Genomic DNA, 24,300 nt, shown 5'->3' on the forward strand with positions numbered 1-24,300 from the left:
CGAGACCTCCGGGACGGTCACCCTCACAGAACCCGCCGCCCCCGCCTGCACCCCCGACGAGCTCATGGAGATCAACGCCGCCCGCGCGCTCGCCGACGCCCGTACCTGCTTCGTCGGCATCGGACTGCCCAGTACGGCGGCCAACCTCGCCCGTCGTACCGTCAATCCGGACCTGGTGCTCGTCTACGAGTCCGGCACCCTCGGCTCCAAGCCGACCCGGCTGCCGCTGTCCATCGGGGACGGTGAACTCGCCGACACCGCCGATTCCGTGGTGTCCGTACCGGAGATCTTCAACTACTGGCTGCAGGGCGGCCGGATCGATGTCGGCTTCCTCGGCGCCGCCCAGGTCGACCGGTTCGCCAATATCAACACCACCCTCGTCGACCGCGGCCCCGGCAGGCCCCAAGGGCGGCTGCCCGGCGCGGGCGGCGCCCCCGAGATCGCCGCCAACTGCGGTCGGGTGCTGATGGTGCTCCGGCACAGCCGCCGCAACTTCGTCCCGGAACTCGACTTCGTCACCACCCTCGGCCACGGCAGCGGCCCCGGCGACCGCGCGGCCCTCGGCCTGCCCGGCGCCGGCCCGACCGCGGTCATCACCGACCTCGGCGTGCTCCGCCCCGACCCGGACACCGCGGAACTCGTCCTCGCCGAGCTGCATCCGGGAGTGACGGTCGATCAGGTACGGGACGCCACCGGCTGGGACCTCAAGGAGGCCGACCGGATCGGCGTCACCGCCCCGCCCACCGCTGCCGAACTCGCCGCCCTGCGTGCCCTGAAGGAGGCCTCTTGATCACCGACCGCCCCCGGGACGTCTTCGTCGTCGACGCCGTTCGCACCCCCATCGGCAAGTACGGCGGCGCGCTCTCCGGCGTCCGCCCGGACGACCTCGCCGCTCATGTCGTCAAGGCCCTGGTGGACCGCGCCCCGGGACTGGATCCGGCCACCATCGACGACGTCTACCTGGGCAACGCCAACGGCGCGGGCGAGGAGAACCGCGATGTGGCCCGGATGGCGGTGCTGCTCGCCGGGCTGCCGGTGACCGTGCCCGGTGTCACCGTCAACCGCCTGTGCGGGTCCGGAATGGAAGCCGTCATCCAGGCCGCCCGCGCCGTGGCCCTCGGCGATGCCTCGGTGGCCATCGCGGGCGGGGTGGAGTCGATGAGCCGCGCCCCCTGGGTGCTGCCCAAGCCCGAACGCGCCTTTCCGGCCGCGCCAGGGACCCTGCACTCGACCACCCTGGGCTGGCGGCTGACCAACCCCAAGATGCCCGACGAATGGACCGTCGCCCTCGGCGAGGGCGCGGAGCTGATCGCTGACCGGTACGGCATCACCCGTGACCGGCAGGACGCCTACGCGCTGGCCGGCCACGAAAAGGCGGCCCGCGCCTGGAAGGACGGCGCCTTCGACGCGGAGGTCGTGCCGTACGGGACGGACCCGTCAGCCCTGCTCCGCGACGAAAGCATCCGCGAGAACACCTCCCTCCAGGCCCTGGCGGCGCTGCCGCCCGCCTTCCGCAAGGCGAGCGCAGCGAGGTGGGGGTCCCCCCGGCCGGCGGCTGGGGGAGAAGCGGGGCGGGGGTCCCCGGGGACGGCGGCCGGGGAGGGCACCGTCACGGCGGGCAACTCCTCGCCGCTCAACGACGGCGCGGCCGCATTGCTGCTGATGGACGAGCGGGGACTGCGGGCCACCGGGTGCGCGCCGCTCGCCCGAATACGCAGCAGCGCCGTCACCGCCCTGGAGCCGCAGTACTTCGGACTCGGCCCCGTCGAGGCCGCCCCGCGCGCCCTGGCAAAGGCCGGCCGCCGCCTCACCGACCTGAGCACCGTCGAGCTGAACGAGGCGTTCGCCGCCCAGGCGCTCGGCTGCCTCGCCGGCCTGCCCGAACTCGACCCGGCCCTCGTCAACCCGCACGGCGGCGCCCTCGCCCTCGGCCACCCGCTCGGCGCGTCCGGCGCCCGGATCACCGGCGCCGTAGCCCACCGGCTGGCGGCCGCCGGCTCCGGCACGGGGCTCGCCACGCTGTGCATCGGCGTGGGCCAGGGACTCGCGGTGGTACTGGAGCGCTAGGTCGTGTCCGCAAACTCCCGCCTGGATCGCGGCGTCTGGCACGGCACTCCCCCAGCTAACGCTGGGGGCACCCCCACGCGGCGTTGTCGGCTCACCCGCAGAGAACCTCCCCCACGCCTTAAGGGCGCGGGGGGACCCCCATTGCGGGCGCACCTGCGCCTTGCGATGCAGCTCGGCATCCGGGGATCGCATCGAAGAGCCGAGACGGAGCGAGCGAAGCGAGTGCAGTGCACCAGACGCCGCGAGCCCGCCCTACGGGCAACAACGGGAGTTAGCGGACACGACCTAGGCCGAGTCCGCACAAGGGGAGTTTGCGGACACGCCCCAGGGCCCGTCCGCACAACGGAAGTTTGTGTACGCGCCCCAGGACCTGTCCGACCCCGATCCGCCGAGATGCCCCAGCCGCCGAACAGCCGTATCCGCACCACCTCACGGAGAGGGCCCATGACCGCACCCGCCACCCGCCAGTCCGCCATCCCCCACGAGCCCGGCCGCACCGGCCGGTCCGGCATCAGCCGCGAGATCGCCGCGCTCGAGACTGCGGCGGCCCGGGCCCGTGCCGCGGGCGCTCCCGCTCCCGAGCACCCCGCCCGCGATTACCCCCCGTACCGCAGCAGCGCCTCCCGCCACCCGCGCCGCCCGCTCGTCGAGATCGCCGCGTTCGCCGACCCGGAGGCCGTCGAACTGACCGGCCCCGCCTTCGGCATCACCGACATCACCGATCTCGACGCCGACCTCACCCGGCAGCACGCGGGCGAGCCGCTCGGCGAACGCATCACCGTCACCGGCCGCATCGTGGACCGCACCGGCCGCCCCATACGCGGCCAGCTCGTCGAGATCTGGCAGGCCAACGCCGCCGGCCGCTACGCCCACCGGCGCGACCGGCACCCCGCCCCGCTCGACCCGCACTTCACCGGCGTCGGCCGGACGCTGACCGACGACGAAGGCCGCTACGCGTTCACCACCATCAAGCCCGGCGCCTACCCCTGGCGCAACCACGACAACGCCTGGCGCCCGGCCCATATCCACTTCTCGCTCTTCGGCTCCGCCTTCGCCCAACGCCTGGTCACCCAGATGTACTTCCCCGGCGACCCGCTCTTCCCCTACGACCCGATCCTGGCCTCGGTCACCGACCCCGCCGCCCGTGCCCGCCTGGTGGCCGCCTACGACCCCGAACTGTCCCGCCCCGAATGGTCCCTGGGCTACCGCTGGGACATCGTCCTGGACGGCCCGTCCGCCACCTGGATCGAGGAAGGCCGCTGATGTCCCCCGCCACCCCGGCCGGCCGCCGCACCGCCGCGCTGCCCCCGACCCCGTCCCAGACCATCGGCCCGTTCTACGGCTACGCCCTGCCGTTCCCCGGCGGCGACCGCATCGCGCCCGACGGCCACCCGGACACCGTCACCGTCCACGGATACGTACGGGACGGAGCCGGCGACCCCGTGCCGGACGCCCTGCTGGAGTTCTGGCAGGCAGGCCTCGACGGCGGCCTGTCGGGCGCGCCCGGCTCGCTGCGCCGGGACCCGGCCACCGGCGCGATCACCGGCCGCGACGGCGTGGAGTTCACCGGCTTCGGCCGCGTCCCCACCGACGCCGACGGCCACTACGCCCTGCGCACCCTGCCCGCCACCGCCCCCGCCGGGCGCCCCGACGCCGCCCCCTACCTCGCCGTCTGCGTCTTCGCCCGCGGACTGCTGCACCACCTCTTCACCCGCATCTACTTCCCCGGGCACGAGACGGCCCACGCCGCCGACCCGCTGCTCTCCCGGCTCCCCGCCGACCGCGCGCGCACCCTCCTCGCCCGCCCCGACGGCCCGGCCCGCCGCTACCGGTTCGACATCCATCTGCAGGGCGCCGAGGACGGCACCCACGAGGAGACGGTCTTCCTTGCCTTCCGATGACAAGCGGGGAGGACGGGCGCCGGACCCGACCGCCCAAGTCCCCTATCCCGAGGCTGACTTGGGGCTACTCAGTCCCTCCTGGGCCGGCTCCGCCGTCGCCGACCGCACCGGAGACGCCGCGTATCTGCGCGCCATGCTCGACGCCGAGGCCGCGCTCACCCGCGCCCAGGCGGCCCTCGGACTCGCCCCGGAGTCGGCGGCCGCGGCCGTCACCGCGGCGGCGGGCACCCCGCACTCCCGCGACCTCGCGCTGCGGGCCCGCGCCGCCGGCAACCCGGTGGTCCCGCTCGTCGCCGACCTGACCGCCGCCGTCGCCGCCCGCGACCCGGACGCCGCCGCGTACGTCCACCGGGGCGCCACCAGCCAGGACATCCTGGACACCGCCACCATGCTGGTCAGCGCCCGCGCCCTGGACGCCGTCCGCGCCGACCTGGGCCGCACCGCCGACGCGCTGCACCGTACCGCCGCCGGGCACCGCGACACCCCCATGGCCGGGCGCACCCTCACCCAGCACGCGGTGCCCACCACGTTCGGCCTCAAGGCCGCCGGCTGGCGCAGCCTCGTCCTCGATGCCGACGACCGGCTCGCCGCCGTACGCGCCGCGCTCCCCGCCCAACTGGGCGGCGCCGCGGGCACCCTCGCGGCGTTCGGCGCATACGCGGAGACCGGGCCCGACCCCGCCACCCGGCTCCTCGCCGCATACGCCGCCGAGACCGGCCTGGCCGAACCCGTCTTGCCCTGGCACACCTTGCGCACCCCCGTCGCCGACCTCGCCGGCGCGCTCGCCTTCGCCGCGGGAGCCCTCGGCAAGATGGCGGCCGATGTGCTGGCCCTCTCCCGTACGGAGATCGGCGAGCTCGCCGAGGGCGGCGGCGGGGGGTCCTCCGCCATGCCGCACAAGGCCAACCCGGTGCGCGCCACCCTGATCGCGGCCGCCGCCCGCCAGGTCCCGGCGCTGGCCGCGGTGCTGTACGGGTCCCTCGCCGCCGAGGACGAGCGCCCGGCCGGCGCCTGGCACGCCGAATGGCAGCCGCTGCGTGAGGCGCTGCGCCTGGTGGGCGGCGCGGCCCGGGACGCCGCCGAACTGACCGACGGGCTACGGGTCCGCCCGGACCGCATGCGGCACAACCTCGACCTGACCGCCGGCCTGGTGGTCACCGAACGCCTCGCCGCCGCCCTCACCCCCCTGACGGGCCGCGCCGAGGCCCGCCGTCTCGTCGACACGGCGGCCCGCCGCACCACGACGGAGGGCGTCGACCTGTACGAGGCCCTCGCCCACGACCTCCTCCCCGGCGTCCTCCCCGAACACCGCCTCCGCCAACTCCTGGACCCCACCGCCTACCTGGGCGCCGCCGGCCCCCTCGTCGACCGCGCCCTGGCCCGCCCCGCGCACCACCCGCAGGAGCCCACACCATGACCCGCTCACCCGCCGCCCCGCTCCCGCACCACACCGTGGACGGCCCCGACGACGCCCCGCCCCTGATCCTGGGCCCCTCCGTGGGCACCTCCCACCGCCTGTGGGACCCCCAACTCCCGGCCCTGGCCGACCGGTTCCGCACCCTCCGCTGGGACTTCCCCGGCCACGACGATTCCCCGCGCCCCACCCCGACTCCCCCCACCACCGTCCCCGGCCTCGCCCGCCGCGTCCTGGCCCTCGCCGACGCCCACGGCATCGACCGCTTCGCCTACGCCGGCGTCTCCCTCGGCGGCGCCGTCGGAGCCTGGCTCGCCGTGCACCACCCCGAACGCCTCGCCTCCCTCGCCCTGATCTGCTCCTCCGCCCGCTTCGGCGCACCCGCCGCCTGGCACGAACGGGCCGCGCTCGTCCGGGAGCGAGGCACCGGTCCGGTCGCCGACACGGCCGCCACCCGCTGGTTCACCCCCGCCTTCGCCGCTTCCCCGCAGGCCACCGCCCTGGTCGACGCGCTGCGCCGCACGGTGTCGCCCGCGGGCTACGCCGCCTGCTGCGACGCCCTGGCCGACTACGACCTCCGCGCAGACCTGTCCCGTATCACCGCCCCCACCCTCGTCATCGCCGGCCGCGACGATCCGGCCACCCCACCCGCACACGCCCGGGAACTCGCCGACGGCATCCCGGACGCGACCCTCCTCGAGCTCCCCCGGGCCGCCCACCTCGCCAACGTCGAACGCCCGGCTCCGGTGCTCGCCGCCCTCCTCGCCCACCTCACGGAAGGAACCCCCAGGTGACGGGCCCACGCCACACCACGGTCGGCATCATCGGCGGCGGCCCCGCGGGCCTGCTGCTCGCCCGCCTGCTGCACCGCGCCGGCATCGACTGCACCGTCCTGGAGAGCCGCGACCGCGCCTACGTCGAGCGGCGCCAGCGCGCCGGCATCCTCGAACAGGGCACCGTCGACGTACTGCGCGCCTGCGGCGCCGGGGAGCGGCTGGACCGGGAGGGCCTGGTCCACGACGGCATCGAGCTGCGCTACGACGGGCGCGCCCACCGCCTCGACTTCCCCGCCCTGACCGGCGGCCGCCGCGTCACCGTCTACGCCCAGACGGAAGTCGTCAAGGACCTCATAGCCCTCCAGCTCGCCTCCGGACCGCCCCTGCTCTTCGGCGCCCAGGCGCTCAGCGTGACGGGCGCGGCCGCCGGCAGCCCCCGCATCCGCTACCTCCACGAGGGCCGCGAGCACACCCTCACCTGCGACTACGTCGTCGGCTGCGACGGCTTCCACGGCGTCGCCCGCAACGCCGTCCCCGCCGATGAACGCCGCACCTACGAGCGCAGCTACCCCTACTCCTGGCTCGGCGTACTGGCCGAAGTGCCCCCGTCCTCCGATGAGTTGATCTACGCCCACTCCGCGCGCGGCTTCGCCCTCTTCAGCATGCGCACGCCCACCGTCAGCCGCCTCTACCTCCAGGTCCCCAATGGCACCGACCTGGCCGACTGGCCCGACGACCGCATCTGGGACGAACTGGAGACCCGCTCGGCCCTCGACACCCCCGGCGGCACCTCAGGGAAGCTGGAGCGCGGCCCGATCACCGCCAAATCCGTCCTCCCCATGCGCAGTTCGGTCACCGAACCGATGCGCTACGGCCGCCTCCTGCTGGCCGGCGACGCCGCGCACATCGTCCCGCCCACCGGCGCCAAGGGCCTCAACCTCGCCGTCGCCGATGTCACCGTCCTCGCCCGCGCCCTCACCCACCTGCACCACACCGGCTCGACGGACCTCCTCGACGCCTACTCCGCCACCTGCCTGCGCCGCGTCTGGCGCGCCGAGCACTTCTCGTCCTTCATGACCACCACGCTGCACGCCGACCCGGACCAGAGCCCCTTCGAGACCCGGCTCCAGCTCTCCCAGCTCGACCGCATCGCCACCTCACCGCATGCCGCGGCCGAACTGGCGGAGAACTACACGGGGGTGCCGCTCGTGTGAACGCACCGCCTGGGGATGCCCGAATGCCGGGACGCCGGACCGGGTGCGGAGATGCGGGACCGATGCACGGAACCGGGAGGTGAGATCCGGGAGGTGAGGTCCGGGCCGGAGCGGCGCCGCCCGTTCCTCAGGAGATGATCTCCGGCAGCAGACCGGCTGACGCCGATCGGTGACCGTCGCGCTACCGCGAGCCGTCGAACGGCGGGTTCACCATGCGACCGGGTAGCGGACGGGGTGCCCGCCGATGCGGCCCGGCAGCAGGCCGATCGCCACCAGCAGCGCCGTGGCCAGCGCGAGCAGCGGGAGAAACGGCACCGGATGCGGGGCCTGGAGCACCACGATCACCGCAGTGGCGGCGGCCGGGGAGTGGGAAAGATGGGTGAGCATCATCACGCCCAGCGAGAGCCCGGCGGCTATCGCCGCGCCCCAGCCGGTGCTCCCGGTCACCGCCAGCGTGGCGAAGCCGATCACAGCGGAGAGCAGCTGGCCGCCGACCAGGTTGCGCGGCTGGGAGATCGGCAGCCCGGGGGCGCCGTGCACCAGCGCCGCGCTGGCCGCCAGCGGCGGGATCAGCAGCGGCTGGTGCAGCAGCACCCCCACTCCGACCAGCAGCAACAGCGCGCCGATCGCGAAGGCGGTGGCCCTCAGTGCGTGCAGCGGATGCGGCCTGGGGGCGGCGGCGGGCAGGGGTGTGGGCATGCGTGGGCTCCGGCAGGGTGGGTGAGGTCCCCAGATCATAAACAAACTGTTGATTGACGGATGAATGTCTTGCCTCGTGGACAAGGCGACGGACATCTCGGACAGAGCGCCGCCACGTGCCCACCGGAGCCACCGCGGCCTGTACCACGCAACTTTCCCCGCCATGTCACAGACGGCCGGGCTGTCTTGTCCTGAGGGACAGAGGCAGACGCGTACGTCAGGAAGGTGAGGGTCATGCGGGTGTTCGTGGCAGGCGGAACCGGGGTCCCGGGGCGGTGGCCGGCCCGGCCGGGTGCGGAGGGGGCGGAGTGAGCCGGGCCGAGGAGTTCGAGGAGCTGCGGCCGCTGCTGTTCTCGATCGCCTACCGGATCCTGGGCAGCGTGACCGAGGCCGAGGACGCGGTCCAGGAGACCTGGCTGCGCTACGAGGCGTCCCCCACCCCTCCCGCCTCGGCGAAGGCGTTCCTGGCCACCGTGGTCACCCGCGTCTCGATCAACGTGCTGCGCTCGGCCCGCGTCCGGCGCGAGGAATACGTCGGGCCGTGGTTCCCCGAGCCGCTGCTGACCGACCCCTACGAGGACCCCGAGCGCGCGGCCGAGCTGGCCGACTCGGTGTCGATGGCGGCCCTGCTGCTGCTCGAACGGCTCACCCCGCTCGAACGCGCGGTGTTCGTGCTGCGGGAGGTGTTCGACTTCGGCTTCCCCGAGATCGCATCGGCGGTGGGCCGCTCGCAGGCGGCGTGCCGTCAGCTGGTGGTGCGGGCACGCCGCCATATGCACGAGGGCCGGCCCCGGTTCGAGGCCGACCGGCGCGAGCGCGAGGAACTCGCGATGCGGTTCTTCGACGCCTTCACCGAAGGGGACGTCGACGGACTGCGCGCCCTGCTCGCCGCCGACGTACAGATGGTCGCGGACAGCGGCGGCAAGGCCCCGCAGTGGGCCACCGGCTTCTTCGGCGTCGGCCAGGTGTCCGGGATGCTCGCCGCCCTCCTCCCGCCGTTCGTCCGGATCGGCGGCGTCGTGGAACCGCACCAGGTGAACGGCCGGCCGGGCGCGATCTTCCGCGACCGGGACGGCAAGGTCATCAACACCTGGACGCTCGACATCCTCGACGGGCAGATCCAGACGATCCGCACGGTGAGCAACCCCGACAAGCTCGGGCATGTGGGCCCCGTGGCGGACGCCTGGGCAGTCCTGCGCGAGACGCGGCAGGCCCGCCGGGCCCCGGACCGACCGTGACCCCCTCGCCGCCCCGGCCGCATCCGGCATACCGGCCCCGGCGCACCCCGCACACACCCACCCGAACAAGACATGACAAGGAATCGGGCATGACCAGGATCGGCATCATCATCGGCAGCACCCGCCCCGGCCGCATCGGCGACCAAGTGGCGTCATGGGTACGGGACCTGGCAGCCGCACACGCCGGCGACGCCGCGGACTTCGACCTCGTGGACCTGGCCGACCACGCGCTGCCGCTGTTCGACGAAGCGGTCCCGCCGGCCAGGGTGCCGGGCCGGCAGCCGCACACCCGGAGATGGGCCGAACGGATCGGCTCCTGCGACGCCTTCATCATCGTCACCCCCGAATACAACACCGCCCCGCCCGCCGCCCTGGCCAACGCCATCGACCACCTCCACCAGGAGTGGGGCGGCAAACCGGTCGCCTACGTCGGTTACGGCGTCTTCGGCGCGGTCATGGCCGTGCAGAAGCTGCGTGCACAGGCGGGCGTGCTGCGGATGGCCGACATCGGACCGCAGGTGGCGCTGTCGCTGCGCGAGGACTTCGTGAACTTCGCCGACTTCCAGCCACGGGAGCCGCACACGGCGGAGGTCCACCAGCTGGTCGACGAGCTGCTGGCGTGGGCGCAGGCACTCGGCGCGCTCCGCACCGCTCCCGGGACCGTTCACCAGCAGGCCTAGCAACCAGGGAGGACACACTCATGCGTATCACGGTCTTCGGAGCCAACGGTCCCACCGGCCGCCTGCTCACCGGCCAGGCACTCGCCGCCGGACATCGGGTCACCGCCGTCACCCGGCAGCCGGACGCGTTTCCGCTGCGCCATGACCGGCTGGAGGTGACCGGCGCCGATGTGCTCGACCCGGTGGCCGTCGACGCCGCCGTGGCGGAGCGGGATGCCGTGCTGTCGACGCTCGGGGTGCCCCCGGGGAAGGAGCCGATCACCACCTATTCGCGCGGCGTGGCCCATATCGTCGCCGCGATGACACGGCACCAGGTGCGCCGGCTCGCCGTGGTCAGCTCCAGCGGGGTCGACCCGCACCCGTACTCCGACGGCGGGTTCCTGTTCAACCGGGTGCTTCTGCCCTATGTGACGCGGGTGATGGGCAAGACGCTCTACGACGACATGCGGCGGATGGAAGAGCTGGTCCGGGCCAGCGATCTGGACTGGACGATCCTGCGCCCGAGCGGCCTCTACCACCTGCCGTCGGTCACCGACTACACCCTCGTCGAGGGGCACGCCGACGGCAGGTTCACCGCCCGCGTGGACCTGGCCGCGAGCATGCTGGCCCTGCTGGACGACGACCGCCACGTCCGCACCACCCTCGGCGTCATCACCACCGTCGAGAACCCCGCCCTGCTCCGGTGGCTCCGCAGCGAAGCGAAGGCCAAGAGCTGAGCCGGTGCGTCCGCACCGCGCGGGCGGCAGGGGCTCACGACGGGTCCGTGAAGTCGTAGAGCCCCTCGCCGTCCGGGACCGGGGCATCCGGCGCGAGCGCGCGGACATGGACGACGGCGTGCTCGAACGCGCCGTAGGAAAACAGGTCCGGGCCCGGCCCCACGACCAGAAGATTCCCGCCCAGGCGCCAGGCCGTGAAGTGCCGGCGACAGCTCGGGTCGGGATCGTCGGGCCGCTGCACGGTGGTTTCCCGGGAGCCACATGGTCGCGGAAGCCGTCCTCTTCGGCTTGGGGCACGTACGGACTTCCCTTCGCTCAGGGGTACCGGCACGTGCACGGTACGCCGGGCGCTTCCCCGCGGGCGGTCAGTCCCCGTGCCCCTCCCGGTACCGCACCAGCAGCATCGCCGCGTCATCGTGCAACGGCCCCTCGACATGCTCGACCAGGTCCTCGCGCACCGCGCGCAACGCCCCTTCGGGGTCCGGGTCCTTGAGGAGCGCGGCGCGTTCGTCGAGGGGGTAGAAGCGGCCCGCCGCGTCGCGGGCCTCGGTGACGCCGTCGGTGTAGAAGAGCAGCTGGTCACCGGGGGCGAACGGCACCTCGTAGGGGAGCGGCGGGGGCGCGTCGGACGCGTGGTCGGAGAGGCCGAGGGGGAGGGCGCGGTCGGGCGGGGCGGCGAACGCGACCGCGCCGGTGGGGCGGACGACCAGCGGGGCCGGGTGGCCGAAGTTGAGGAGGGTGGCCCGCGGTCCTTGGCCGACCTCGGCCAGCACCGCGGTGACGAAGCGTTCGCCCGCCAGGTGCCGGTTCAGCGCCCGCTCCACCCGCTCGCCGACCGCGGACAGGTCGGGCTCGTCGTGCGCCGCCTCGCGGAACGCGCCGAGCACCACCGCCGCGGTCTCCACCGCCTCCAGCCCCTTGCCCTGCACATCGCCGACGATCATCCGTACGCCGCCGGGCGAGGTCACCACCTCGTACAGGTCCCCGCCGATCCGGGCCTCGGCCACCGCCGACGTGTAGGAGACGGCGATCCGCAGCGGGCCCGCGCCGCGCGGCACCGGGCGCAGCAGGACGCGCTGGGCGACCTCCGCGATCGACCGGACGCTGGCCAGTTCCGCCTCGCGGCGCTGACGCATCACCGCGGCCACCACACCCGCCGCGGTGACCCCGGCCACCGTCAGCAGCGCGGTCAGCCCCCGCCGCCCCTCGAACAGGTCGCTGTAGACGCTCAGGCCGACACAGAGGACGGCCGCGATCAGCCCGGTGCGGGCCGTCCGCCGCCAGCCACCGACCAGCCCGGCGAACGCGGGGCCGAGGGAGACCAGCGGCAGCAGCCCGAGCCCGGGGCCCGCCAGCAGGTCCCCCGCACTGACCGCGGCCATCACGGCATACGGGAGCGTGAACAGTACCCGGGAGCCGGTGCACTGCTCGGTTTGGGACACGGCCAAGGTGTACTCCGACGGGGTCATCAGATGCGGCAGCATGCGGGGGAAACCGCCCCCGACCTGAGCATATGCGCCATATGCCGGACCGAAATACCGTCATGGCGCTCTGTTATCAAATCGCCGTCCAGGCACCTCCGCGGGCGGCCGGCGCCGGGGCCGGGGATCTTACGGACCCATGACGCACCGTCCGCCGGACGGGCCGGAACGCCGCACCGCGCTTAGCGTGACCGGCATGCGTGTACTGGTCACCGGCGGCGCCGGATTCATCGGATCGCAGGTCGTCGCGGCGCTGGCGGACCGCGGGCACGAGCCCGTCGTCCTCGACGCGCTCCTGCCGTCGGCCCACCCCGAGCCGCCCCCGCCACGGCCGGGCGAGCGCCGCATCGTCGCGGACGTACGGGACGCGGCGGCCGTCGCCGAGGCCCTGCGGGGCGTGGACGCGGTCTGCCACCAGGCGGCGATGGTGGGCCTGGGCAAGGACTTCGCGGACGCGCCCGACTACGTCGGCTGCAATGACCTGGGCACCGCCGTACTCCTCGCCGAGATGGCCGCGGCCGGGGTCGGCGCCCTGGTGCTCGCCGGGTCGATGGTGGTCTACGGCGAGGGCCGCTACACCTGCCCCGAGCACGCGGTGGTGCGGCCGGGACCGCGTACGGCCGCCGACCTGGACGCCGGGCGGTTCGAGCCGCGCTGCCCCACCTGCGGTGCGCCGCTGCGCCCGGGACTCGTCGGCGAGGACGCGCCCGTCGACCCGCGCAATGTGTACGCCACGACCAAACTCACCCAGGAGCATCTGGCCGCCTCCTGGGCGCGCGCCACCGGCGGCCGCGCCATCTCGCTGCGCTACCACAACGTTTACGGGCCCGGCATGCCCCGCGACACCCCCTACGCCGGCGTGGCCTCCTTCTTCCGCTCGGCGCTGGCCCGCGGCCAGGCACCGACCGTGTACGAGGACGGCGGCCAGCGGCGGGACTTCGTGCACGTACGGGACGTCGCCGCGGCCAACGCGGTGGCGCTCGATGCCCTGACAGGCCGGGATGCCGGGACGCTGACCGCGTACAACACCGGCAGCGGAGAGCCGCACACGGTAGGGGAGATGGCCCGGACGCTGGCCCGGGCGTGCGGCGGGCCGGAGCCGGTCGTGACGGGGGAGTACCGCCTCGGCGACGTCCGGCACATCACGGCGTCGTCGCGGCGGATCGCCGACGAGCTCGGCTGGCGGGCGGAGACCGGATTCGCCGAAGGCATGGCCGAGTTCGCCCGGGACGGAATGCGGGCCGCCCCGGCCGCCCCGGCCCTCACCACACCACGCCCGGCCCCGGTGGACGTCGTCCTGCCCTGCCTGGACGAGGCTGCCGCGCTGCCCTGGGTCCTGGCCCGCATCCCGGACGGCTGGCGGGCGATCGTCGTGGACAACGGCTCCACCGACGGCTCGGCCGAGATCGCCCGCGACCTCGGCGCCACCGTCGTCCACGAACCCCGCCGCGGCTTCGGCGCCGCCTGCCACGCCGGACTCCTGGCCGCCGACGCCGACATCGTCTGCTTCTGCGACTGCGACGCCTCCCTCGACCCCGGCCTGCTCGCCCCGTTCGTACGGGCCGTACAGGACGGCCGGCACGACCTCGTACTGGGCCGCCGGCGCCCGCAGGGCCGCGGCGCCTGGCCCCCGCACGCCCGGCTCGGCAACCTCGCACTGACCCGGATGCTGCGCCGCCGCACCGGCCTGACCCTGCACGACCTCGGCCCGCTGCGCGCCGCCCGCCGCACCGCCCTGCTCGGCCTCGGCCTCACCGACCGCCGCAGCGGCTATCCGCTCCAGATGGTCGTACGGGCCGCCGACGCCGGCTGGCGCATCGCCGAACGCGACGTCCCCTACCACCCGCGCACCGGCCGCTCCAAGGTCACCGGCACCTGGCGCGGCACCTGGCACGCGGTACGCGATATGCGCGGCGTGCTGCGGCAGCCACCGACGGCGCCCGGCACGGGGACCGGTACGCAGGAGGCGGCCCGATGAACGACGAGCGCATGCGCGAGGCCCCGCCCATGGCCGACCCGGGCCCGACCACGGTCCTGGTCATCGCCAAGGAACCCCTCCCCGGCCGGGTCAAAACCCGTCTCACCCCGCCCTATACGCCCCACGAGGCCGCCCAACTGGCCGAGGCCGCCCTGCGCGACACCCTCGAGGCCGTCGCCGCCATGCCCGCCCGCCGCCGCGTCGTCGTCCTCGAAGGCCGCCCCGGGCCCTGGCTGCCCGCCGGCTTCGAGGTGCGGCCGCAGTGCGCCGGCGGCCTCGACGAACGGCTCGCGGCAGCCTTCGCCGACAGCACCGGCCCGACCCTGCTCCTCGGCATGGACACCCCCCAGGTCACCGCCGGACTCCTCGCCCCCGCACTGGCACCGGACGCCTGGCAGCGCTGCGACGCCTGGTTCGGCCCGGCCGAGGACGGCGGCTTCTGGGCACTCGGCCTGGCCGACCCCGACCCCCGGCTGCTGCGCGGCGTCCCGATGTCGACCCCGGGTACCGGCGCCGCCCAGCGCGCCCGGCTGACCGACGCCGGACTCCGGGTGCGGGACCTGCCGCCGCTGCGCGACGTCGACACCGCCGCCGACGCCGAGCGCGTCGCGGCCGCCGCACCGGGCGGACGATTCGCCGCCACCCTCGCCCGGCTGACGGCGGTCGCCGAACGATGAGCCGCACCACGAACGGCGCCCCCACCTGGGGCGCCGACCCGTACGCCGACGCGCTGCGCAGCGGCCGCGGTCCGCTGTTCCTGCGCCGTCCCGACGGCTGGCTGCTGCCCCTGGACGTCGAGCGCTGGTGCGCCGGCGCGGACGCCGCCGATCAGTCGGCGCTGCGCCGCTGCGAGGGCCCGGTCCTCGACATCGGCTGCGGCCCCGGCCGGCTCGTCGCCGCCCTCGCCGCCCAGGGCCGCCGGGCGCTCGGCATCGATGTGAGCGAGGCCGCGGTGACCCGCACGGCCGCGATCGGCGGCACCGCCCTGTGCCGTTCCGTCTTCGACTCCCTTCCGGACGAGGGGAGGTGGGGTACCGCGCTGCTGCTCGACGGCAATATCGGCATCGGCGGCGACCCCCGCGCCCTGCTGCTGCGGACGGCCGAACTGCTCGCCCCGCGCGGGCTGCTCATCGTGGAAACCACGGCCGCGGATGTCGACGAGCGGGTCCAGGTACGGGTCGACGGCGGGCGCGGCGCGGCGGGCGGGCTCTTCCCCTGGGCCCGGGTGGGCACGCCCGCGCTGGTGCGGTACGCGGCCGCCGCCGGCTGGGCGGCCGTGGAACGGTGGAGCGCGGCGGAGCCCGGGGATCACCGGCCGGAGGGTGCCGAGCGCCGCTTCGTGGCCCTGCGCCGCCGCGCCCGCGCCGCCGCACCGCGCAGCCGGGGCGCCGCCGCACCGCCCAGCAGCAACAGGGCCGACAGCCCGAACAGCCCCGCGGTGATCAGCAGCCAGCGGGCGAGAAACTCCTCCCCCGGCAGGCCGGTGGCCAACTCGTAGCGCGCCGCCGCGCCGGCCGGGGTGCCCGCCGAGCCCGCGATCAGCGGAAACCACACCAGCAGCAACAGCACCGACAGCACGGCGGGCACCCGCACATACGCCGTCCAGGCACGGTGCCGCCCCGCCCCCGCCGTGGCCGCGCAGACCGCCCGGTCGGCGAGCGAATACAGCGGCAGCAGCACCAGGTCGTGCACCAGCGCCGCCCCGACGAACCACACCACCACCAGCGGCCACTCGTCCCCGTCGAGCAGCCGCAGCCCCGCATATCCGGTGAGCGCGAACGAGGCGAGCATCAGCAGCAGATGCAGCGCCCCCTCGCCGTACCAGTGGCGACGCCCCATCCGCCGCAGCCACGCCCCCAGCGACGCCCTCAGCCGTGCCCGCCGCCCCATCACAGCTCCCCGAACGTCAGCCGGGCCACCCACTTGGTGTTGAGCACGCCGGGCGCCGCCGGGACGATGATCCGCGCCGGATAGCCGTGGTCCTCGGACAGCTCCGCGCCGCCCACCCGCAACGCGAGCAGCGAACGCCCGTCGCGCACCTGGTTGGCGCGCAGCGCCGCCCGCCGGAACGCCCCGTGCAGCTGGAGCGACTCCACCAGGACATCCGGCGGCCGCTCACCCAGCCCCACCAGCGCGGCGAGATCGCGCAGCCGCACCCCGCTCCACAGCTGATCGTCCGTCGACCAGCCCTCGACGCAGGCGATCGGCAGCGCCGATTCGTGCTGGGGCAGCCGCAGCAGCTCGGCGCGGCTGAGCCGCACCCGCCGGCCGCCGCCCTCGACCGTCAGCCGCCAGTCGTCACCGGTGTCCTGCGGCCGGATCCCGGCATACGTGGCGGTCTTGTTGATCTGGAAGCCGTTCGGGCCGCTCCCGGGATCCGCGCCACCGTGCGGCGCCAGCAGCGCCGTACGCCGCCACCACCCCCCGAGGCTCTGCCCCGCAGTCGTCGCGAGCAGCAGCAGCGAACCGCCGCCGACCAGCCACAACGCGCCGCGCCGCGAAACGGTCGGCGCGGCCGGCCGCGGCGCGACCAGCCCCGTGTCATCGGCCTCCGCACCGGGATCCGTACGCTCCCGCAGCGCCCGCACCGTGCGCGGGAGCCGCAGCACCACATGCGCGACGAACGCGCCGATGAACACCCACGCCCCGTAGAAGTGCAGCCGGTAGAACGACCCGGGGAAGAGGTAGTCCAGCTGGATGTTGAGGATCCCCGTGACGAACTCGAACAGCGCGCCGCCGACCAGCAGCAGCAACGACAGCCGCTCCAGGGCATGGCCCATCGACCGGGCGGGCGGCAGCGTGAACAGCTTCGGGATCACCGACCACAGCTTCGCCAGCAGCACCGGCACCAGCGCGACGCCGAGGGTGACATGCAGCCCCTGGGTGAGGCGGTAGAGCCAGTGCGGACCGGTCGGCCAGGGGAACAGGTAGAAGCCCAGCAGCCCCTTGTCCGGCGTCTTGTCGTTGACGCCGCCGGCCAGATCCGGGTTGTACGCGGCGTACGACAGCAGCCCGGTCACGAACAGCAGCGTGATACCGGCCAGCAGCACGACACCGAGCAGCGCCGTCAGCCGGGGGCCGCGCAGCGGACTGCGCCAGAAGGACGGCGAGGTAGGGGGAGTGGGCACGGGGAGACGGGCACGCATCATGTGTCCTCGACTGTTCGCGCGACGAGGGTGCCCCGCCGCGCTTCGACGGTATGCCGCAACCGATGCCCCCAGGCGGCTACGGCACATGACGAAACCCTGACGTCGCTGCGACAGAGCAGCCGTGACGGCCCGCCGGCGCCCTAGCGTTCCGGTGTGACCCCTCGTGTGCCCCCTCGTGTGACGCCCCGTGCGGCCCGCCGTGCGCCCTCCGAAGAACGCCGCGTGCGCCGCGCCGATCTGCTGGCCGCCGCCGCGGGCGTCCTCCTCGTCGCGGCCGCCGCCGTCGTCGGGACCCTCATCCAGCGCACCACCGGCAATCTGCGCGTCAACTGGCCCCCGCTGTACGCCTCATGGTTCCCGCACGTCGGCCCCGGCACCCCCGCCGCGCTCACCGTCGCCGTCCTCGTCATCGCCTACGGACCCCCGCTGGCCGCCCGCCTGCCCTGGCGCTCCCTCGTCCTCACCGGCTGGCTCGCGGCCATGGCCTGGACCTGGTCGCTGGCCCTGATCGACGGCTTCCAGACCGGCATCGCCCGCCGCCTCACCACCGAGTACGAGTACCTGACGGTCATCCGCCGCTTCGACCGGCTCGGCCCGGCGCTGCGCGACTTCACCCACCACATCCTTCTGCACCACGGCCCGGACTCCTGGCCCGCCCATGTCGCCGGCCACCCACCGGCCGCCGTCCTCACCTTCGTCGGCCTCGACCGCATCGGCCTGGGCGGCGGCGCCTGGGCCGGCATCTGGTGCCTCACCCTCGGCACCTCCGCCGCGGCCGCCGCCCTCATCGCCCTGCGCGCCCTCACCGACGAACCGACCGCGCGCCGGGCCGCGCCCTTCCTCGCCCTGGCCCCGGCCGCCGTCTGGGTCGGCACCTCCGCGGACGGCTACTTCGCCGCCGTCGCCGCCTGGGCGCTGGCCCTCCTTGCGCTCGCCGCGACCCGGTCGGTCCGCGCCCCGGCGCCGGCCGCCCTCGCCGCGGGCCTCCTCTTCGGCCTCACGTGCTACCTCTCCTACGGCCTCACCCTCATCGCCCTGATCGCCGCCGCGATCTTGCTGATGAGCCGTACCCTGCGCCCGCTGCCCCTCTTCCTGGCCGGAGCGGCGGCCGTCGCGGCCGGCTTCACCCTCGCGGGATTCAACTGGTGGGAGGGCTACCGCCTCCTGGTCGAGCGCTACTACCAGGGCGCCGCGGCGGTCCGCCCGTACACGTACTGGATCTGGGGCAACCTCGCCTGCACCGTCCTGATCACCGGCCTCGCGACCGTGGCCGGTCTCCGGCACGCCCTGGCGGCGGCGCCCCCGGCGCTGCGGCGGCTGCGTCATGCGCCCCCGGGCACGGCCGCCGACCGGCTGGTCCTGCTCACCCTGGCCGCCCTGGCCGCCCTCCTCGCCGCGGACCTCTCCGGCATGAGCAAGGCGGAGACCGAACGCATCTGGCTGCCGTTCGCCGTCTGGCTGCTGCCGGCGGCCGCCCTGCTGCCCGCCGCGCGGCAACGCCACTGGCTGACGGCGCAGGCCGCCCTAGCCCTGGTCGTCAACCACCTTCTGTACACCGGATGGTGACGACCAGTCGGGGTAGCTGGACCATGCGAACATCGACCGCGACGCCGTCACCCGGCCGGGGCGCAGGATCCGCAGCGGTCCGCGGTTGCAGGCGGGACAGTCCGCGCGGGTCAGCGGCGAGGAGACATGCCGGCCCCCGACGAAATAGTCGGTCCGCCGCTGCCCGGCCAGATCGGTGGAGTGCCGGATCTCGTACTCCTGCTCCCACCCGTATCCGCAGTGCAGGCAGACGAACGAATACGCTTCGTGAACGGTGTCGGCGTCCCTGTCCATGGTCACCACTGCCTTTCCCGGGCCCGGCGCACCTGCGCACCGGACACGGATCCGTGCCGCATCTCTCCATTATTGCGCCGTGCAACGGCAATCGCGGAGTGTGCGGACACCGGACGCCCGAGGATGCCCGTACACGCCCCCCATCAGCGAAAACGCGGCCACCGGGTATAAAGACGCCATGGGCGACAAGGGGCACGATGCGCACTCCCGACCGGATCGCGGACTCGACGACGACGCCGAGGAGGTGATCGCCGCCGTGCTGACCGCCTCCCGGCTGCTGGTCGCGATATCGGCACGGGCGCTCGCCGAGATCGATCCCGCGCTCACCCTGCCGCAGCTGCGCGCCCTGGTGGTGCTGGACAGTCAGGGACCGGTCAAACTCGCCGCGCTCGCCGCGGCGCTGGGCGTCAACCCGTCCACCGCGATGCGGATGGTCGACCGGCTGGAGGCGTCCGGCAGCGTCAGCCGGCAGGCCAACCCCGGCAACCGCCGCGAGGTCGTCCTGAGCCTGACGGCCCAGGGCCGGGAACTCGTCGAGCGGGTGCTCTCCCACCGGCATGCGGAGATCGCCGGCATCGTCTCCCGGCTGCCCGCGGAACAGCGCGCCGGCCTGATCACCTCGCTGCGTGCGCTCACGGACGCGGCCGGTGAACCCCGCGTCGCCCCGAAGCCGGCGCCGCCACCGGAGTCGGCCGCGCCGTAGGGCCCCGGGCGGAGGATGCGTCACGGGATGCCGCGCGCGCTCACCCTGGGGCACCGGCGCCCCGCGTCCGCCCCAGCGCCTCGTAGGTCGCCGCGAGCAGCCCCATGTTGCGTGGGTCGGCATCGCCGGTCGCGCCGGTGCCGTACTTGTTCATCGCATACGCATAGGACATGCCGTTCTCCGGATCAGCGAAGGCATAGGAGCCGCCCGCGCCGCCGTGCCCGAAGGCACGGGGATTGGGGCCGGCCTGGCCCTGGTGGTTCAGCATGAAACCCAGCCCCCACTGCCGCTCCGTCCCTGGCGGCGCGAGCGCATCGATCGCCAGATCCGGCTCGTGCGGCAGGCTCTGCGCCTCGCGCATCGCCTCCAGCGTGGCGGGCCGTACGAGCCTCCCGCTCGCCAGCGCGCCGTAGACGGTGGCCAGGCCGTGCGCCGAGGCGTGGGCATTGCCCGCCGGGATCTCGGCCGAGCGGTAGGCGGCGCTGTTGACGTCGCCGGTGGGGATGTACGTCAGCGCCAGCATCACCACGGCCAGCGGGTGGTCCGAGAGCGCATGGAACGGCGGCTTCGGGATGCCCGGGAACCGCTCGGCGATCCGCGCCTCGTCCAGCTGCCCGACCATCTCCGCACACCGCGCGTGTTCCTCCGCCGGCGTACCGATGAACACCCGCGCACCCAGCGGCTCCGCGATCTCGCTCCGCAAGAACGCCCCGAGCGACTGCCCGCTGATCCGCCGGACCACCTCGCCCACGAGATACCCGAACGTCACCGCGTGATACCCCTGCGCGGTGCCCGGCTCCCACCACGGCGGCGCGGCGGCCAGCGCGGCACACACGTGATCCCAGTCATACGCATACCGCGCGGCCACCGGCTCACGGGGCGCGATCATCCCGGCACGGTGGCTGAGCAGCCAGCGCACGGGTATGTCCTGTTTGCCGGCCTGCGCGAACTCCGGCCAGTAGCGCGCGACCGGCGCGTCCAGCTCCAACTCGCCCCGGTCCACGAGGAGATGGGCGCACAGCGCGGTCAACCCCTTGGAGGTCGAGTAGACATTCACCAGCGTGTCGCGCTCCCAGGCACGCGTCCGCCCGGCGTCCGCATGCCCGCCCCACAGATCGACCACCGTCTGCCCGCGCACGGTCACCGCCACCGCCGCGCCGACCTCGCCGTGCACCCGGAAATTCCGCTCGAAGGCCTCCCGCACTCCTTCGAAGCCCGGCGCGCAGTGTCCGCTCACGGCGGCCTCCCCCGCATCCGCCATGGTGGCTCTCCCTCACATCGTCCTCATACCTGGTCCGTCCTCGCGCTTACCGCTCTCGCCCGTTTCCCCGGCGCGCGTGCCCCCTCTTGTAGGTGTCGCTCCCCTATGGGTGTTCCGGAGCGTCCCGTTCCGTACGGGATGATCCGTCCGGTCGATGCCCGTGGCAACTACGAGAGCCCGTACGGCTCAGCGGTGCGTGTCCGTATCCCGCCATCCCGGCCGACTGCCCGGCATGCCCGCGGTGGTCCCTGCGCACCTCCGCGACCGCCACCGCCCCTACGGCCCGGGCGTCTGCCGCAAGATGGGAGCCATGACCGAGCCGACGACCCCCCTCCACACCGACGCCCGCCCACGCCCGCGCCCCGTCGAGGCCCTGATAGTCGTCGACGTACAGACGGCCTTCGTCTCCGGTGGCGACGCGGTCCCCGACGCGGACCGGGTGCTCGATCGAAGCCGTGACCTGATCGCGCGTGCCCGAGCCGCCGGCGCCCTCGTCGTCCATCTGCAGAACGACGGACCGTCAGGTGCCGTCGACGAGCCGCACACCCCCGGCTGGGAACTCCATCTGCCCGTCGAGCCCGGCCCCTTGGAGCACGTGGTCCGCAAGACGGACGACGACGGCTTCGAGGACACCCCGCTGGGCACCCTGCTCGCCGACGCCGGCGTCCAGGCGCTGGCCCTCTGCGGTGTGCTGTCCGAGATGTGCGTCAGCGCAACCGCCCGTACGGCCCTGGCGACCGGCTTCCGCGTCGTCCTGCCGCACGACGCGCACGCCACCTACGACATCCCGGCGGCCCCCGGTATCAGCGACCTGGTCCCGGCCGCAATGTCCGCCCGCGCCGCCGAATGGGCCCTCGGCGACGAGATCGAAATCACCGCCCACTCCGCGGACGCCACCTTCACCGGCGCGCCTCGCGGCGCCTCTGTCCTCATGCCCCCGCCTCCTTCGCCCGTCCCCGTCGCGCCCGATCTCGGTGACCGGTCACGGAGCGCCCCCTTCGATTACCTACAGTAATGTTCTGGGGGCATTTAGAGAAGTTGCGCCCATTTAAACCACTCGTTCGAGTCTCCGGTCGCACACCGTGGGCCGTGGGGTGAGCCTGGAAGCGTTCGGCTCCCACAGGAAGGCCCCGCCAGTGAACAGCGCGGAACAGACGTCACACGCGGAACACCCGCAACCCCCGGACGAGGTCGTGGTGGAGATCGTCGGCTGTGCGACGGACGACGCGCACGCGGTCTTCAGCGCCTTGCGCGAGTCCTTTGCGTCCGACCGGGCCGCGGACGATGTGCCCACGGAGGTGGCCGGGGCGGGCAAGACCGTCTGGACGGTGACCGTCGATGTGAGCGAGCTACGGGCCGAGGCCGCGCCGCGGCCGCTGACCGCGCCGGTGACGGTCGACCTCCAGGGCGGCTACTGGGCGGTGGCCCGGCTGCGCGAGAGCCTGGCGCACGCGTTCGCGGTACGGATCGTCGGCACGGCCGCCGGTGACCAGGAACAGGAGGTCCAGCTGCGGCTGGAGACCCGGTGAGGGGCTCGTGAGAGGAACCCGACGGAGCGACCGGCCGGGGCGGATCGGCGGAGAGGCGCGCATCAGTGGAGTCCAGCAAGCACCCGGCGGATGGCGCCGGCGCACCGCGGTCGGCGAGCGGCGAGAGCTCCGCGCTGTACCTGCGGGTCAACGGGACGACGTACACCGTGACCGTGGATCACCGGACCACGCTCCTGGACCTGTTGCGCGAGCGCCTCGCTCTCACCGGGGCCAAGAAGGGCTGTGACCACGGGCAGTGCGGGGCGTGCACGGTGCTCGTCGACGGACGGCGGGCCAACAGCTGTCTGCTGCTCGCCGTGGCGCAGGACGGGCGGGGCATCACCACCGTCGAGGGCCTCGCCGACGGCGAGCGGCTGCATCCGCTGCAGGAGGCCTTCGTGGCCCGCGACGCGCTGCAGTGCGGCTACTGCACCCCCGGCCAGATCTGTTCGGCCGTCGGCGTGCTCCGGGAAGCGGCGGACGGTTTCCCCTCGCATGTCACGCCGTACGACGCGGACTCCGGGGCACCGGTCGAGCTCACCACCGACGAGATCCGCGAGCGGATGAGCGGGAACCTGTGCCGGTGCGGCGCCTATCCCCGCATCGTCGAAGCGGTCGCCGAGGCCGGCGGTGCGGGGGTGCGGGCGTGAAGCCGTTCGGATACGTGCGGGCCGGGAGCGTGGAAGAGGCGGTACGGGCCGCGGGTGAGCGGCCGGGGGCGCGGTTTCTGGGCGGGGGCACCAACCTCATCGATCTGATGAAGCTCGGCGTGGAGACGCCGCCGCTGCTCATCGACGTCAGCCGGCTGCCGCTGGACCGTATCGAGGAGCAGTCGGACGGCGGGCTGCGCATCGGCGCCACGGTCCGCAACAGCGACCTCGCCGCGCATACCGCGGTACGCGACCGGTATCCCGTCCTCTCGCAGGCGGTGCTGGCCGGCGCCTCGGGGCAGCTGAGGAACACCGCGACCACCGGCGGGAACCTCCTCCAGCGGACCCGCTGCGCCTACTTCCAGGACGCCACCAAGCCCTGCAACAAGCGCGCCCCGGGCACCGGCTGCCCGGCCCGCGACGGCGCGCACCGCGATCTCGCCGTACTGGGGCACTCCGAGCACTGCGTCGCCACCCAGCCCTCGGACATGGCGGTCGCCCTCGCCGCCCTGGACGCCACCGTTCACCTGTACGGCCCGGACGGCGAACGCAGCGTGCCGGTGACCGACTTCCACCGGCTGCCCGGCGACCACCCGGAGCGGGACACGGTCATCCGGGCCGGCGAACTGATCACCGCCGTCGGGCTTCCGCCGGCCCGTCCCGGTGCGCACGCGCGGTACCGCAAGGCCCGCGACCGCGCCTCGTTCGCCTTCGCGCTGGTCTCCGTGGCCGCCGTGCTCGACGTACGGGACGGCGCCGTCCGGCATGCGGCGCTGGCCTACGGCGGGCTGGCGCACCGGCCGTGGCGGGCCCGCGCGGCCGAAGCGGTACTGCACGGCGCGTCGGCCACCGAGGACACCTTCGCCCGCGCCGCCGACGCCGAACTGGCCGCCGCCCGCCCCCTGCGCGAGAACGGCTTCAAGGTCACCCTGGCCCGGAATCTGACGGTCGACGTGCTGGCCGGCCTCGCCGCCCGCGCCTGATGCCCACCCCCGACGCCAAGGA

General features: G+C 74.3%; 25 protein-coding genes and 2 pseudogenes. 20 read left to right on the forward strand and 7 right to left on the reverse strand.

Translation table 11 applies throughout. The features are described from left to right. Positions 1 to 64: 64 nt before the first annotated feature. The 7 genes from ACIRPT_RS32410 (at position 65) to ACIRPT_RS32440 (ending at position 7,372) form a co-directional block, all read left to right on the forward strand. On the forward strand, positions 65 to 790 hold the full coding sequence (locus ACIRPT_RS32410; protein WP_403833863.1) for a CoA-transferase subunit beta: 726 nt from the start codon (positions 65 to 67) through the stop codon (positions 788 to 790). Continuing rightward, positions 790 to 2,067: a thiolase family protein gene (locus ACIRPT_RS32415; protein ID WP_403833866.1), complete on the forward strand. Its 1,278-nt coding sequence runs from the start codon at positions 790 to 792 to the stop codon at positions 2,065 to 2,067. The genes ACIRPT_RS32410 and ACIRPT_RS32415 overlap by 1 nt, the downstream gene beginning before the upstream one ends. Before the next feature lie 444 nt (positions 2,068 to 2,511). Next, complete coding sequence (gene pcaH / locus ACIRPT_RS32420; RefSeq protein WP_403833621.1) at positions 2,512 to 3,330, forward strand: protocatechuate 3,4-dioxygenase subunit beta; 819 nt, start codon at positions 2,512 to 2,514, stop codon at positions 3,328 to 3,330. Next, entirely contained in the window at positions 3,330 to 3,968 is a 639-nt protein-coding gene (gene pcaG / locus ACIRPT_RS32425; RefSeq protein ID WP_403833623.1) for a protocatechuate 3,4-dioxygenase subunit alpha, read from the forward strand. Before pcaH ends, pcaG begins: the two co-directional genes overlap by 1 nt. 58 nt (positions 3,969 to 4,026) lie before the next feature. Further along, a complete protein-coding gene (pcaB, locus tag ACIRPT_RS32430) occupies positions 4,027 to 5,385 on the forward strand; it encodes a 3-carboxy-cis,cis-muconate cycloisomerase (protein WP_403833625.1) in 1,359 nt (452 codons plus the stop codon). Continuing rightward, on the forward strand, positions 5,382 to 6,176 hold the full coding sequence (pcaD, locus tag ACIRPT_RS32435) for a 3-oxoadipate enol-lactonase (protein ID WP_403833627.1): 795 nt from the start codon (positions 5,382 to 5,384) through the stop codon (positions 6,174 to 6,176). The genes pcaB and pcaD overlap by 4 nt, the downstream gene beginning before the upstream one ends. After that, positions 6,173 to 7,372: a 4-hydroxybenzoate 3-monooxygenase gene (locus ACIRPT_RS32440; RefSeq protein WP_403833629.1), complete on the forward strand. Its 1,200-nt coding sequence runs from the start codon at positions 6,173 to 6,175 to the stop codon at positions 7,370 to 7,372. The genes pcaD and ACIRPT_RS32440 overlap by 4 nt, the downstream gene beginning before the upstream one ends. A 207-nt stretch (positions 7,373 to 7,579) precedes the next feature. On the opposite strand, the gene ACIRPT_RS32445 is transcribed toward ACIRPT_RS32440, so the two are convergent. Then, positions 7,580 to 8,071 (reverse strand): HPP family protein, encoded by a 492-nt coding sequence (locus ACIRPT_RS32445; protein WP_403833630.1) that lies wholly within the window; start codon positions 8,069 to 8,071, stop codon positions 7,580 to 7,582. A gap of 308 nt (positions 8,072 to 8,379) precedes the next feature. Between ACIRPT_RS32445 and ACIRPT_RS32450 the strand changes: the two genes are divergently transcribed. From ACIRPT_RS32450 to ACIRPT_RS32460, 3 genes are all read left to right on the forward strand, one after another. After that, on the forward strand, positions 8,380 to 9,309 hold the full coding sequence (locus ACIRPT_RS32450; protein WP_403833632.1) for an RNA polymerase sigma-70 factor: 930 nt from the start codon (positions 8,380 to 8,382) through the stop codon (positions 9,307 to 9,309). Positions 9,310 to 9,398: 89 nt separating this feature from the next. Further along, on the forward strand, positions 9,399 to 9,989 hold the full coding sequence (locus ACIRPT_RS32455) for an NADPH-dependent FMN reductase (RefSeq protein WP_403833634.1): 591 nt from the start codon (positions 9,399 to 9,401) through the stop codon (positions 9,987 to 9,989). A 20-nt stretch (positions 9,990 to 10,009) separates the two neighbouring features. Next, a complete protein-coding gene (locus ACIRPT_RS32460) occupies positions 10,010 to 10,705 on the forward strand; it encodes an NAD(P)-dependent oxidoreductase (protein WP_403833636.1) in 696 nt (231 codons plus the stop codon). Positions 10,706 to 10,739: 34 nt separating this feature from the next. On the opposite strand, the gene ACIRPT_RS32465 is transcribed toward ACIRPT_RS32460, so the two are convergent. After that, positions 10,740 to 10,946, reverse strand: a complete 207-nt coding sequence (locus ACIRPT_RS32465) for a hypothetical protein (RefSeq protein WP_403508548.1) — start codon at positions 10,944 to 10,946, stop codon at positions 10,740 to 10,742. A gap of 124 nt (positions 10,947 to 11,070) precedes the next feature. Beyond that, positions 11,071 to 12,174, reverse strand: coding sequence for a PP2C family protein-serine/threonine phosphatase (locus ACIRPT_RS32470; RefSeq protein ID WP_403833638.1), 1,104 nt, complete (start codon positions 12,172 to 12,174; stop codon positions 11,071 to 11,073). 208 nt (positions 12,175 to 12,382) lie between these two features. Between ACIRPT_RS32470 and ACIRPT_RS32475 the strand changes: the two are divergent. The 4 genes and pseudogenes from ACIRPT_RS32475 to ACIRPT_RS32490 form a co-directional block, all read left to right on the forward strand. After that, a pseudogene (locus ACIRPT_RS32475) lies at positions 12,383 to 13,444 on the forward strand (NAD-dependent epimerase/dehydratase family protein); the annotation flags it as partial. Further along, positions 13,421 to 14,164: a glycosyltransferase family 2 protein gene (locus ACIRPT_RS32480; protein ID WP_403833868.1), complete on the forward strand. Its 744-nt coding sequence runs from the start codon at positions 13,421 to 13,423 to the stop codon at positions 14,162 to 14,164. The pseudogene ACIRPT_RS32475 and the gene ACIRPT_RS32480, both read left to right, overlap by 24 nt. Before the next feature lie 29 nt (positions 14,165 to 14,193). Beyond that, positions 14,194 to 14,841, forward strand: coding sequence for a DUF2064 domain-containing protein (locus ACIRPT_RS32485; RefSeq protein WP_403833871.1), 648 nt, complete (start codon positions 14,194 to 14,196; stop codon positions 14,839 to 14,841). Continuing rightward, positions 14,838 to 15,320, forward strand: a pseudogene (locus ACIRPT_RS32490) (class I SAM-dependent methyltransferase); the annotation flags it as partial. The gene ACIRPT_RS32485 and the pseudogene ACIRPT_RS32490, both read left to right, overlap by 4 nt. 152 nt (positions 15,321 to 15,472) lie before the next feature. Here ACIRPT_RS32490 and ACIRPT_RS32495 read toward each other — a convergent pair. Together ACIRPT_RS32495 and ACIRPT_RS32500 are read right to left on the reverse strand one after the other, a co-directional pair. Then, positions 15,473 to 16,054: a hypothetical protein gene (locus tag ACIRPT_RS32495; protein ID WP_403833640.1), complete on the reverse strand. Its 582-nt coding sequence runs from the start codon at positions 16,052 to 16,054 to the stop codon at positions 15,473 to 15,475. Continuing rightward, positions 16,054 to 17,313: a molybdopterin-dependent oxidoreductase gene (locus ACIRPT_RS32500; protein ID WP_403833643.1), complete on the reverse strand. Its 1,260-nt coding sequence runs from the start codon at positions 17,311 to 17,313 to the stop codon at positions 16,054 to 16,056. The genes ACIRPT_RS32495 and ACIRPT_RS32500 overlap by 1 nt, the downstream gene beginning before the upstream one ends. A 177-nt stretch (positions 17,314 to 17,490) precedes the next feature. Between ACIRPT_RS32500 and ACIRPT_RS32505 the strand changes: the two genes are divergently transcribed. Then, complete coding sequence (locus ACIRPT_RS32505; RefSeq protein ID WP_403833874.1) at positions 17,491 to 18,879, forward strand: hypothetical protein; 1,389 nt, start codon at positions 17,491 to 17,493, stop codon at positions 18,877 to 18,879. On the opposite strand, the gene ACIRPT_RS32510 is transcribed toward ACIRPT_RS32505, so the two are convergent. Next, positions 18,838 to 19,158, reverse strand: a complete 321-nt coding sequence (locus ACIRPT_RS32510; protein ID WP_403833646.1) for a hypothetical protein — start codon at positions 19,156 to 19,158, stop codon at positions 18,838 to 18,840. The two genes, ACIRPT_RS32505 and ACIRPT_RS32510, sit on opposite strands and share 42 nt — an antisense overlap. Before the next feature lie 172 nt (positions 19,159 to 19,330). On the opposite strand from ACIRPT_RS32510, the gene ACIRPT_RS32515 reads away from it, so the two are divergent. After that, positions 19,331 to 19,855: a MarR family winged helix-turn-helix transcriptional regulator gene (locus ACIRPT_RS32515; RefSeq protein WP_403833649.1), complete on the forward strand. Its 525-nt coding sequence runs from the start codon at positions 19,331 to 19,333 to the stop codon at positions 19,853 to 19,855. Positions 19,856 to 19,895: 40 nt separating this feature from the next. Here the strand turns inward: ACIRPT_RS32515 and ACIRPT_RS32520 are convergent, their stop codons facing one another. Continuing rightward, positions 19,896 to 21,116 (reverse strand): serine hydrolase domain-containing protein, encoded by a 1,221-nt coding sequence (locus tag ACIRPT_RS32520; RefSeq protein WP_403833652.1) that lies wholly within the window; start codon positions 21,114 to 21,116, stop codon positions 19,896 to 19,898. 310 nt (positions 21,117 to 21,426) lie between these two features. Here ACIRPT_RS32520 and ACIRPT_RS32525 point away from each other — a divergent pair, with 310 nt between their 5' ends. From ACIRPT_RS32525 to ACIRPT_RS32540, 4 genes are all read left to right on the forward strand, one after another. After that, positions 21,427 to 22,131: an isochorismatase family protein gene (locus tag ACIRPT_RS32525; protein WP_403833654.1), complete on the forward strand. Its 705-nt coding sequence runs from the start codon at positions 21,427 to 21,429 to the stop codon at positions 22,129 to 22,131. 121 nt (positions 22,132 to 22,252) lie between these two features. Next, positions 22,253 to 22,645 (forward strand): hypothetical protein, encoded by a 393-nt coding sequence (locus tag ACIRPT_RS32530; RefSeq protein ID WP_403508560.1) that lies wholly within the window; start codon positions 22,253 to 22,255, stop codon positions 22,643 to 22,645. A 65-nt stretch (positions 22,646 to 22,710) separates the two neighbouring features. Beyond that, a complete protein-coding gene (locus ACIRPT_RS32535) occupies positions 22,711 to 23,295 on the forward strand; it encodes a 2Fe-2S iron-sulfur cluster-binding protein (RefSeq protein WP_403833657.1) in 585 nt (194 codons plus the stop codon). Continuing rightward, a complete protein-coding gene (locus ACIRPT_RS32540; protein WP_403833659.1) occupies positions 23,292 to 24,278 on the forward strand; it encodes an FAD binding domain-containing protein in 987 nt (328 codons plus the stop codon). The genes ACIRPT_RS32535 and ACIRPT_RS32540 overlap by 4 nt, the downstream gene beginning before the upstream one ends. Positions 24,279 to 24,300 lie beyond the last annotated feature (22 nt).

It is taken from the genome of Streptomyces sp. NPDC101227 (assembly GCF_044767545.1).
In the GTDB taxonomy this organism is placed as follows: Bacteria; Actinomycetota; Actinomycetes; order Streptomycetales; family Streptomycetaceae; genus Streptomyces.

What these genes read in the sequence shown, in the direction of transcription:
- ACIRPT_RS32410 (WP_403833863.1), top strand. Translation starts at nt 65, where the DNA reads ATGGAGATCAACGCCGCCCGCGCGCTCGCCGACGCCCGTACCTGCTTC.
- pcaH (WP_403833621.1), top strand. Translation starts at nt 2,512, where the DNA reads ATGACCGCACCCGCCACCCGCCAGTCCGCCATCCCCCACGAGCCCGGC.
- pcaG (WP_403833623.1), top strand. Translation starts at nt 3,330, where the DNA reads ATGTCCCCCGCCACCCCGGCCGGCCGCCGCACCGCCGCGCTGCCCCCG.
- pcaD (WP_403833627.1), top strand. Translation starts at nt 5,382, where the DNA reads ATGACCCGCTCACCCGCCGCCCCGCTCCCGCACCACACCGTGGACGGC.
- ACIRPT_RS32445 (WP_403833630.1), bottom strand. Translation starts at nt 8,071, where the DNA reads ATGCCCACACCCCTGCCCGCCGCCGCCCCCAGGCCGCATCCGCTGCAC.
- ACIRPT_RS32455 (WP_403833634.1), top strand. Translation starts at nt 9,399, where the DNA reads ATGACCAGGATCGGCATCATCATCGGCAGCACCCGCCCCGGCCGCATC.
- ACIRPT_RS32460 (WP_403833636.1), top strand. Translation starts at nt 10,010, where the DNA reads ATGCGTATCACGGTCTTCGGAGCCAACGGTCCCACCGGCCGCCTGCTC.
- ACIRPT_RS32470 (WP_403833638.1), bottom strand. Translation starts at nt 12,174, where the DNA reads ATGACCCCGTCGGAGTACACCTTGGCCGTGTCCCAAACCGAGCAGTGC.
- ACIRPT_RS32480 (WP_403833868.1), top strand. Translation starts at nt 13,421, where the DNA reads ATGCGGGCCGCCCCGGCCGCCCCGGCCCTCACCACACCACGCCCGGCC.
- ACIRPT_RS32485 (WP_403833871.1), top strand. Translation starts at nt 14,194, where the DNA reads ATGGCCGACCCGGGCCCGACCACGGTCCTGGTCATCGCCAAGGAACCC.
- ACIRPT_RS32495 (WP_403833640.1), bottom strand. Translation starts at nt 16,054, where the DNA reads ATGGGGCGGCGGGCACGGCTGAGGGCGTCGCTGGGGGCGTGGCTGCGG.
- ACIRPT_RS32500 (WP_403833643.1), bottom strand. Translation starts at nt 17,313, where the DNA reads ATGATGCGTGCCCGTCTCCCCGTGCCCACTCCCCCTACCTCGCCGTCC.
- ACIRPT_RS32515 (WP_403833649.1), top strand. Translation starts at nt 19,331, where the DNA reads ATGGGCGACAAGGGGCACGATGCGCACTCCCGACCGGATCGCGGACTC.
- ACIRPT_RS32520 (WP_403833652.1), bottom strand. Translation starts at nt 21,116, where the DNA reads ATGGCGGATGCGGGGGAGGCCGCCGTGAGCGGACACTGCGCGCCGGGC.
- ACIRPT_RS32525 (WP_403833654.1), top strand. Translation starts at nt 21,427, where the DNA reads ATGACCGAGCCGACGACCCCCCTCCACACCGACGCCCGCCCACGCCCG.